At 68.1% G+C, this 8,972-nt stretch carries 7 protein-coding genes; 2 read left to right on the top strand and 5 right to left on the bottom strand.

What is annotated here, in order from left to right:
* Positions 1-110 precede the first annotated feature (110 nt).
* The 3 genes from CLV37_RS26365 to CLV37_RS27270 all read right to left on the bottom strand — a co-directional run bounded on the left by CLV37_RS26365 (position 111) and on the right by CLV37_RS27270 (position 4,972).
* On the bottom strand, positions 111-2,327 hold the full coding sequence (locus CLV37_RS26365; RefSeq protein ID WP_106215713.1) for a KAP family P-loop NTPase fold protein: 2,217 nt from the start codon (positions 2,325-2,327) through the stop codon (positions 111-113).
* A gap of 122 nt (positions 2,328-2,449) precedes the next feature.
* Positions 2,450-4,525, bottom strand: a complete 2,076-nt coding sequence (ligA, locus tag CLV37_RS26360; RefSeq protein WP_106215712.1) for an NAD-dependent DNA ligase LigA — start codon at positions 4,523-4,525, stop codon at positions 2,450-2,452.
* 255 nt (positions 4,526-4,780) lie between these two features.
* A complete protein-coding gene (locus CLV37_RS27270; RefSeq protein ID WP_146149623.1) occupies positions 4,781-4,972 on the bottom strand; it encodes a hypothetical protein in 192 nt (63 codons plus the stop codon).
* A 404-nt stretch (positions 4,973-5,376) separates the two neighbouring features.
* Here CLV37_RS27270 and CLV37_RS26350 point away from each other — a divergent pair, with 404 nt between their 5' ends.
* Together CLV37_RS26350 and CLV37_RS26345 are read left to right on the top strand one after the other, a co-directional pair.
* Positions 5,377-5,928: a papain-like cysteine protease family protein gene (locus tag CLV37_RS26350; RefSeq protein WP_106215710.1), complete on the top strand. Its 552-nt coding sequence runs from the start codon at positions 5,377-5,379 to the stop codon at positions 5,926-5,928.
* Positions 5,929-5,947: 19 nt separating this feature from the next.
* On the top strand, positions 5,948-6,751 hold the full coding sequence (locus CLV37_RS26345; RefSeq protein ID WP_146149622.1) for a hypothetical protein: 804 nt from the start codon (positions 5,948-5,950) through the stop codon (positions 6,749-6,751).
* A gap of 479 nt (positions 6,752-7,230) precedes the next feature.
* On the opposite strand, the gene CLV37_RS26340 is transcribed toward CLV37_RS26345, so the two are convergent.
* Both CLV37_RS26340 and CLV37_RS28270 read right to left on the bottom strand, forming a co-directional pair.
* A complete protein-coding gene (locus tag CLV37_RS26340) occupies positions 7,231-8,652 on the bottom strand; it encodes an AAA family ATPase (protein WP_106215708.1) in 1,422 nt (473 codons plus the stop codon).
* 134 nt (positions 8,653-8,786) lie between these two features.
* Positions 8,787-8,972 (bottom strand): hypothetical protein (locus CLV37_RS28270; RefSeq protein WP_211298978.1); only part of this gene is annotated, 186 nt, incomplete at its 5' end.

Genomic DNA, 8,972 nt, shown 5'->3' with positions numbered 1-8,972 from the left:
CCGGACTGCTCGGTCCTTGACCTCGGCCGGGTACCGCTGGGGCATGATCGTCATCCTGACTCATCAGGAAGCGGCATCAAAGCCGTGACGCTTCAAGGTGCCCTCTCCTGTCACGACTCTGGGCCAGGGGACCGCGGCTGCAGTCGGGTGGCCCACTGCCGCAATGAGTGGGCCACCACCAGTTCGCGGTTGGCTTCAGTGTCTTCGGGGTGGTCCAGTCCTCCGGCGGGTGCTGCCGGCGCCAGCGCCAGCCAGCTACCGAGATCCCGCAAGACGCGTTCAACACCGATCGCCTCGACGACGGCGTCACTCAGCTCGGACAGTCGCAGTTGAGCGTTGGAGACGCCCATGATTCGTGCGCCGCTTACCCAATGCTTGAGCACTGCCAGTAGATCCCAGCGTCCGTCGTCCACCTGAGCTCGAAGCCACTGACTCGCGTTTTGAGTATCCAACTGCCACCAGGTCCACCAACGAGGGAGGTGGTTGAGGCTGAAGGTCGACAGCGGCATGTCCCGCAAGTGGGCGTGATGCTCTCGTAGGGCGTCGGTGACCACTCGGGTGGCTTCATCTGCCCAGGGTGGGCGTGTCTCGCGCCGCAGTCCGTTCCCGGCCTCTTCCGCGGGGTTTTTCGGGGCGAAGCGGACTACTTCGCTCATGTGGTCTAGACCGGATGGGGTTCGGCAGCAGTCGCCGACAAAGGCAACGACGTCCGCCGGAGGCAGCTGCAGCAGAAGGTGGTAAGAAAGGCTGTTGGCCTCGGCAGTCTGACCGAAGCTCAGGGTTCCGCGTCCGTCGTCGAGGCGTGGATACTGTTCGGCCACCAGACGCAGTAGCGGCAGGATGGCCCTGTCGGACTGCCCCAACCTGCGCTTCAGCTTCCAAGCCACCCGGCCGGTGTGCTGCCGCAACTCTATCGCGATGCGGTCGACGGCTGGACTGGAAGCCCCGGCGGCCAGGGCGTTGATGGCATCCATCACGACCTTGTCCGCAAGCCCTTCGGTGGGTACTCCGTAGCTGAAGTAGTTATCGAAGTAGTCCGGGTGGCCGACGCCGCGCCGTGCACCAACCAGGTCGAGGTCATAGCTTGGGTGGCCCTGGCTGCGCATCTCCGCTCGCACGACAGGGAAGAGGTGGGCGAGCAGGCCGAGCACAGTGTCCACGTGGCGGTCTTGAGTTGCCCCGTCCTGCACCCGAGTGCGCCACCTCGTCGCCAAGCCCGAAAGATCTTTCTGTCTGGGGCTGAAGGAGCGCTGCAACTGTTCGTCCGACTCGCCCAGGACCTCCGCGCGGTACCGCTGCACCATGCGGTGCACGCCGGGTTCCTCCGTACGCAACCACGTCACGGCCAAGTAGTCGACGAAGTCGACCTCGTCGTGGACCAGCTCGTAGAACGCATCGGTCTGGCCGAAGACGCGGTTGATGGTTCGCGGACTGTCGAGTCGCTCGAGGAGGTAGTCGTCCATCAGCTTCTTGTACCGGGCCTCCTGATCCTCAGACCAGATGAGACTGCGCCTGCTACTGATGTGGTTGATGGCGCGGTGGACCAGGGCGCTGCGCTGATAGGGCCGCAGGGATGGGAGGTCGAGACGGACCTGTACCAGCTTCTCCAGGTAGTTCTGTGCCCGCTCGGGAGACTTGCCGACCAGGGAGGTGTGCATCAACAAATCGATGAGCGTCTGCTCGTCGTAGCTAAGGAGGTAGTAGACGTTGGTTAGGCGTCCGATCATCCGTACAAGCTTGAGAACAAGTAACAGTTCTGGGGCCTCGAGTCGGTCGAGGTCGTCGAGGATGACGAGGATCGGCTGGTCCTGGTCCTTCAGCGCTTGCTGCGCGCGTTGGTGCGTGGCCGAGACGCTGGTGTCCCCGGTGATGAGATCGCGGAGGAGGTTCGCTGGCGCCTCGCCGCTCAAACCGGCGTACTCACCGATCGAGGCCAGGGGTGCGACGGCGGCGGCTACCTTCCCGATCGTTTGTCGGGTCTGCTTCCACTGCCGTCCCTTGGGGAGCGCAGCGCGCAGTTCGGCGAAGAAGCCTCGTTGCAGGCTCTCGGCGTCGCTGTATGCCCATGGTGTGAAGTGGGCCACGATCCACTCGTGCCGCTCCGCAAGGTGCTCCTCAAGCATCCGTAGGATGCTGGACTTACCCGAGCCCCACGGGCCGACCAGGCCCAAGACGCTGGAATCGCTCTCGCGGCGGACTCGGGTAAGGAGCTTGCCGATGTGCTCAGCCATGCCGCGGCGATCCAGAAGATCGCCCGCGGCGTCGACTGGGTCATCGCCCAAGAGCCTCGGATCGCTAGGAGCGCCGGCCGCACCGGTGATAGCCATGACCGCAGCCTTGCAGAGGCAGCCAGGGCACGTCAGCGTTCGACCGCCTCAGGCCGGCTGGCCGCCGGTCCATCGGCGGCGCGGGCGGGGAGCGCGCGAGCCGACGATGGACCGGAGAGGGCTCAGGCCAGCATGGCGGCGAACTCGGTCGGGTCGATGACGGGGATGTCCAGCTGGGCGGCCTTGCGGGCCTTGGCGGTGTCGGTCTCGGCGGTGACCAGGGCGGTTGTCTTGGCTGAGACGCTGCTGCTGGCGGTGCCGCCGAGGGCTTCGATGCGTTCGGCGATGGTGGTGCGGGTGTAGCCGGGCACGGCGCCGGAGACGACGTAGGTCTTGCCCGCGAGCGGCTTGGCGGCGCCGTCGTCGGGGACGGTCATCGTCAGGCCGTGCGCGGCGAGGCGGTCGATGACCGGGCTGAGGCGGGTGAGGCCGTCGGCGATGTGGGTGGCCTTGATGGTGCCGAGCTTGTTGATCGCGGCCAGCTCCTCGACGCTGGCGGCGCGCAGGGCGTCCATGGAGCCGAAGCGGGCGGCGAGCCAGCGTCCGACGGAGCGTCCGGTCATGCGGATGCCCAGGCCGGTGATGACGCGGTTCAGCGGCTGGGTCTTGCTGGCTTCGAGGCCGTCGACGATCTTGGCGGCGTTCAGCTCCCCGAGGGTGCGGGTCGCGCCGGTCTCGGTGACCCCGAGGGGCAGGCTCGCCCACTGGGCGACGGTGAGGTCGTACAGGTCGGCCACATCGCGGGCCAGGCCGGTCTCGGCCAGCGCCTCGCAGACGACGGTGCCGATGCCGTCGATGTCCAGGGCGTCGCTGCTGGCCCAGTAGTCCAGGGCTCCGGCGATGGAGCAGGAGGGGGTGTGGCAGCGCCACAGCAGGGAGGTGGTGTCCAGTTCCTCCCCGCACTGCGGGCAGTGCGTCGGCGCGCTCCACGGCTGCGCGTCGGCGGGACGGGCGGCGAGGTTCGCGCTCGTGACGCGGGGGATGACGTCGCCGGCGCGGTAGACCCAGACCTCGTCGCCGATGCGCAGGTCGCGTTCGATGATCCAGGGGGCGTTGTGCATGGTGACGTAGGTGATGGTCGTCCCCCCGACGGCGACGGGGTCGAGGACGGCGCGAAAGCCCAGGCGGCCGGTGCGCCCGACACTGATCTCGATGTCGCGCAAGGTGGTGACGGCGGTGTCGGGGGCGTACTTGTACGCCAGCGCCCAGCGGGGGGAGCCGGTGCGCTGCCCGAGGCGGCGGCGGGTGGCCAGGGAGTCGACCTTCAGGACCGAGCCGTCGATGGGGAAGCCGAGAGCCGGGCGCAGCGCCTCGATGGCTTCGATGGCAGCGAGCACGTCCTCGGTGCCCTCGTGGGGGGTGCGCAGGTTCTGCGGCAGGAGCTGGCGGGCGGTGGCGAAGCCGAGAGTCTGCGCGGTGCCCAGGCTCTGGCTGTAGGTCGCCAGCTCGCCCCCGGCACCACCCCCGGTGCTGTCCTGGCTGTCGGTCTGGGTCGGGAGGAGGTCGTAGGCGGCGAAACTCATCGGCACGTCGTAGGTGCGGTCGATGTTGCGCAGGGAGCCGCTGACCGCGTTGCGCGGGTTGGCGAAGGGGGCGCTGCCCGCGGCCACACGCAGCTCGTTGGCGGCGTCGAAGTCGGTCTCGCTCATGTAGACCTCCCCGCGCACCTCCCCGGACCAGCTCTGTCCTGCGCTGGTGGTGAGGCGGGCGGGCAGGCCGGCCACGCCCGCGCCGCGGGTGATCTGGCCGGTGATGTCCTCGCCGCTGGTGCCGTCGCCGCGCTGGGCGGCCAGGACGAGGGCGCCGTTCTCGTAGCGGGCGCTGATGGCGCAGCCGTCCATCTTCACCTCGACCACGAGGGGACCGGGCTCCTGCCCGTCGACGGTGAGGCCGGTGATGAAGGCGCGGACCTCCTCGACGGTGGTGGCCTTGGCCAGGCTCAGCATGGGGCTGCTGTGGCGCACGTCCCCGCCGACGCTGGCCCCGGAGGCGACCTGAGTGGTGACGCCCTCGTCGTTCCAGTCCGGGTGCGCGGCCTTGGTGGCGGCGACGCGGTCCTTGAGGGCGTCGAAGGCGGAGTCGGGCATCAGGGGCTGGTCGAGGCGGTAGGCCACCTCGGCTTCCTGCACCTGGGCGACGGCGGCGGTGAAGGATGCCTGGTCGGTGAAAGCGCCGGGGTTCGTGCTGATCTCGGTCATGGGGTCTCCTTCTGGTGCGGGGCGGTCGCTTCCGTCTCCTGCTAGGCTTAATACTAACACCCGCACTCGATAAAGCAAGGGGTTGTGCAGCAGGAGGCTTGTCTACAGCCCGGCTACGACACGTCCCACCCGGCCATCTTGGGCACCCCGGAAGGTGAGCGCCGCTCGGATGCCCGGCAACGCTGCGGTCCAGGCGCGATGGTGAGCTGGCGGGTAGTTCTTCTCGTCTGTGGGTGCGCAGGGTGCGCCGATCTCCTATCCGGGGGAGTGGTCTCGCAGCAGGATCATCCGCTCGTATAGCTGCCCGGTGATGGCCCGGTCGCCGCGTAGGAACCGACTCAGCAGGCCCGCGGCGGTCTGGTCGGTCAAGGCGAGCTCGAGCAGCTCCCGCATGGCTGGGGCGTCGAGGTGGTCGCTGTGGCCACCGATCTGCAGGCTGGTGATCATCCACCGCATCGCAGAGGCGTCGTCGAGCAGGCCGCCGTCTGGTTGGCAGCCGTGCGGGCATGGCATCGACGCGGTCGCACCCCACAGCCGGCAGATGGTGGGACGCAGAGCGTGCACGCTGCACCGCCCGGCACCGAAAGTCCGCGTCAGTGCAGGGCAAGACCCGTCAGGGGTGGCCGCATCAAGGTCGACGCCGGCGTCCAAGAGGCGTGCCTGAATCACGAAAGTGCTGGTGGGACCGGTCACCGCACTGACAGGCCCCCTGCATGAGGTCATCAGCTGGTCCCATGGCATGTACTGAAATGCGTGACACAGGAGATCGTCAGGGGCTACCTTCAGTCACCGGCATCAACACGGTGCCAGCGATCGTTTAACGATCAACCTCAACGTCGAGGAGGTGGCTGGTGCGATTCCAGTCACGAGTAGCGCTCTTCATCGCCCTGCTCACCGCGTTCTTAGGCGCGGGCGTTGTCGGGGCCCAGGCGGCGAGCCGCATGAACGCCGCGGCCATCTACGTCCAGGAGCAGTCCAACTGGTGTTGGTCGGCGACATCTCGGACCATCGCTCAGCACGTGGGTGCCAACGCTGCGAGTCAGTGCCAGTTCGTGAAGTGGGGCAAGAACCGCGGCGACTGCCCGGACGTGACCGGTGCGTTCACCACCGACGTCTCGCGCGCACTCACCATGGCAGGGGTCCACGGCATCGGCTACGTGTACACCTACCCTGAGTCCTACGCGCAACTGCAGGACGAGATGAACCTGAACCGACTGAACATGATCAGGTTCCAGTGGTCCAATGGCAGTGGACACATGCTCATCGTGCGTGGCTACGACACCAACGGTTCGGTCGTCAGCTTCATCGACCCCACACTGAACAGCTTCCAGTTCCAGTCGTACTCCTGGATGGTCAACGGGACCGGCCACACCTGGACCCACACTCGTTACGCGATCACCTGAGCGGGAGAGACTCGTGACCATGACACACAAGGTCCGCGCAACCGCGCTCGGCGTCCTGACCGCGGCCGCGGCAGCAGTCGTCCTGGCCTCACCGGCCGCTGCAACGCCTAAGCCGGTGATCCCGGACGACGTCAGCTCCTACCTGTCCAACAAGGGCATCCGGCAGGTCCAGGAAAACCTCGCCAACTTCGGTGCCCAAGCAGGGTCTGAGACCCTAGGGCCGACCCCACCGGATGCGTCGGGCAATCTACGCGCAGGCCGCATCCACCAGGTTTACCTCTTCACTGACGCCTGGGTGAAAGGTTCGGCTGACGCCGATCCAGCCGAAGCGACCCAGCAATGGGTGGCGCCGGTCCTGCGCGGGAACGAAGCCATCGGCACGGTCCGCGTGTGGAAACCCGACGGTGGCCCGGCTGAAGTAGCAGGCTTCAATGGAGACACCCAACTCGCCGACGCCCTCCAAGGCTTCAAGGACCTACCGGTTGTCGAAGACCCCTCCGCCGGAGAGTTCTTCGCCCTCGACGGCGACTCGGTACTGCCCATCAACGAGGCCTCCAAGCGTGAGCTTCCCAAGCGCGGCAAGGTCAAGGACCTGCAGCCGATCGTGGCCGAGCGCATCGCCCAGGGTGCGCGTGACGCGGCCGGGGTGCCCGACTCGGTCGGCGGCGGAGGCCCATCGGACCAGGGCTCGACCTCGGATGCGATGAGCGGTGGTGAGCGGGCAGCGATGGCTGGGGGTCTGGTGCTGCTTGTCGGTGGCGGCGCTGCGGCGGTAGCCATCACTCGAAACCGTCGCCAAGTCCGCAAGGCGCAGGAGTCCTAACCCGCGCCAGGACGCCTGACCACGATGGTCGGCTGAAGGGCTCGTCACCTGCGCGGGTGGCGAGCCCTTCTGTGTGCGCTGGCGCGGCCCGCCGGCATTCGGCAGTGGAAGTGTTTATGTGCTTACCGCAGGAGGCTTCGCACAGGCCCAGGCACGACAGTGCGGCCAGCTGGGCGTACTGCTCTTCCAGTCGGGCGATTGCCTGATTCCATCGACGGGATGTCATTGATGGCGTGCTGCTCGCGGCCGAATGCCTCTTGACACATTCGTTCTGTGGCCTCGGTCAGCGATGCTAGGGCCTCACGGGAGATCTGCAGAGGCGCGCGACCGCGGTTGTGTGTCTCTTGGCCTGCTGCTCGGGGCCGGCGGTGGGCCGCTCCTGCCCCGCTGACAAGGCCCGGTCGGGTCTGGGCCCGAGAGCTCCTAATGCCCCTGGGGCTCTGTAAGCTCATGGAAGCCCGGGGACTATGGGGCAGGCCTCATGGGCGAAGCGCGTCTAGGACCTGCACGTGAGCGGCGAGGGTGTCGTTGTGGGGGTCCTCACGGCGCGCGCGATCGAGCACGTCCGCGGTCGCGGGGTCGTAGATCACTGTTGCGTGGCAGCGGTGGCGCGACAAGGCCACGCACAGGCGTCCGGGGTCGGTCGCGAAGTCCGGAGTCGTGCGGTACCCGGCCAGGGGGTGCAGCACGACGACCGCTTCACGCTCCAACCCCTGCGCGGCGTTGGCCGTGCTCACCAACACCTCAGGCAGGTCTGCCAGGTGCGCGGCGACCGCCGCCGTCTGCGCGACGTGAGGCGTGATCACAGCCACGTCCCGGGCGGTCAGTGTGCGACCCGTCGATGATCCTGCCTCGGTGTCGCGCTCGGTGTCGTGGGTGGTGCAGCGCAGCAGTTCGCGCACCTGCGCCGCTGCCGCCGCAGGTAGCGCCGGGTCGTGGTGTCCGCCGCTGGTCGCAACGGCCACAGCGCGCAGTTCGGGCAGGCGCGCGCCGTCGGGTGTTCCATCAGGTACAGAGAGCCACCGGTCCGGTCGGGCGGAGGTGAAAGGCAGGGTCGGGTAGAAGATCGGCTGCAGCAGCGCGGTGGTCGCCGGCCCCAACCGCCAGGTGCGCGGCAGGCGCTGGCGGGTCACCTCATCGCCGTAGACGCTGACCAGGGCGTCAGGGGCCGGGGTGTGCGGCCCGGCCCCCCAGGACTGCCAGCGCTGCGTGGAGCCGGTGACCACGGGACTGATCTGTCCCGGGTCGCCGACGCAGACGATCTGCGGGGCCAGCGGCCCCAGGGCCAGCAGGTCCGCCCAGGTCAGCTGCCAGGCCTCATCGATCAGCAGGACGTCCGCGCTCCACGTCGCGGTGTCGGTCCAGTGCCACCGCTTGGTGGTCGACACGACGATCCCCGGTCTGATTCCGTGGCGGCCGCGCAGCTTGTCGCTGGCGATGTGCGCCGCGTCCAAGCTCAGGCCCGCCGGCCTCAACTTCCCCTTGCCCAGCAGGGCCACCACCGGATCGGCAGCGGGGTCGGCCACCAACGCCGGTTCGTCCGACGTTCCCGCAGCAGGGGTTGAGGCCGTCGAGGGGGAGGTCGAGGGGGAGGCGCAGACCGCGGCTGCACGGTTGGCCACGTCGAGGGCCTGCGCGCGCGTCTGCGCGGCGACCGCGACTTTCAGGCCTGCGCGCCGGTGCAGCTGTTCGGCCAGGTGCGTGATCAGGCGCGTCTTGCCCGCTCCGGGAGGAGAGGCGATGGAGACGAAACGGTCACCGGACCACGCGGCGAACAACGCCGCCGCCACCTGAGGGTCCGTGGTGTGAGCCGCCTGGGTCTGACTCTGGCTCACCGGCGCCGCGGCCGGCGCGAACTCGGCGGCGGTGGTAGCGGCCGGAGTGCCAGTGAACGTCTTCATGCGTAAATACTAGCGCCCGCACTACATTCAGGCAAGTGGCGCTCGCGGCCGGTCCTGCAGTGGCCGCGAGCGCCGGTTGGCACCCCACTTCGCGGTTCTAGCCCGTGGCTCTCACCGGTGGTTCAGCCGGTGGCTCAGTCGGTGGCTGCGGCCATGACCACGTCCCACGGCACGTCGCGGCGGGCGGCGCTCGGTGCTCCCGGCCGCAGCATGAAGTTCTCGCTGTGAAGCGTCACGGCTTTGATGCCGCTTCCTGATGAGTCAGGATGACGATCATGCCCCAGCGGTACCCGGCCGAGGTCAAGGACCGAGCAGTCCGG

The organism is Kineococcus rhizosphaerae (assembly GCF_003002055.1).
In the GTDB taxonomy this organism is placed as follows: domain Bacteria; phylum Actinomycetota; class Actinomycetes; order Actinomycetales; family Kineococcaceae; genus Kineococcus; species Kineococcus rhizosphaerae.
Note: the sequence above shows the minus strand (reverse complement) of the source record. Positions and strands in the feature narration are given on the sequence as shown.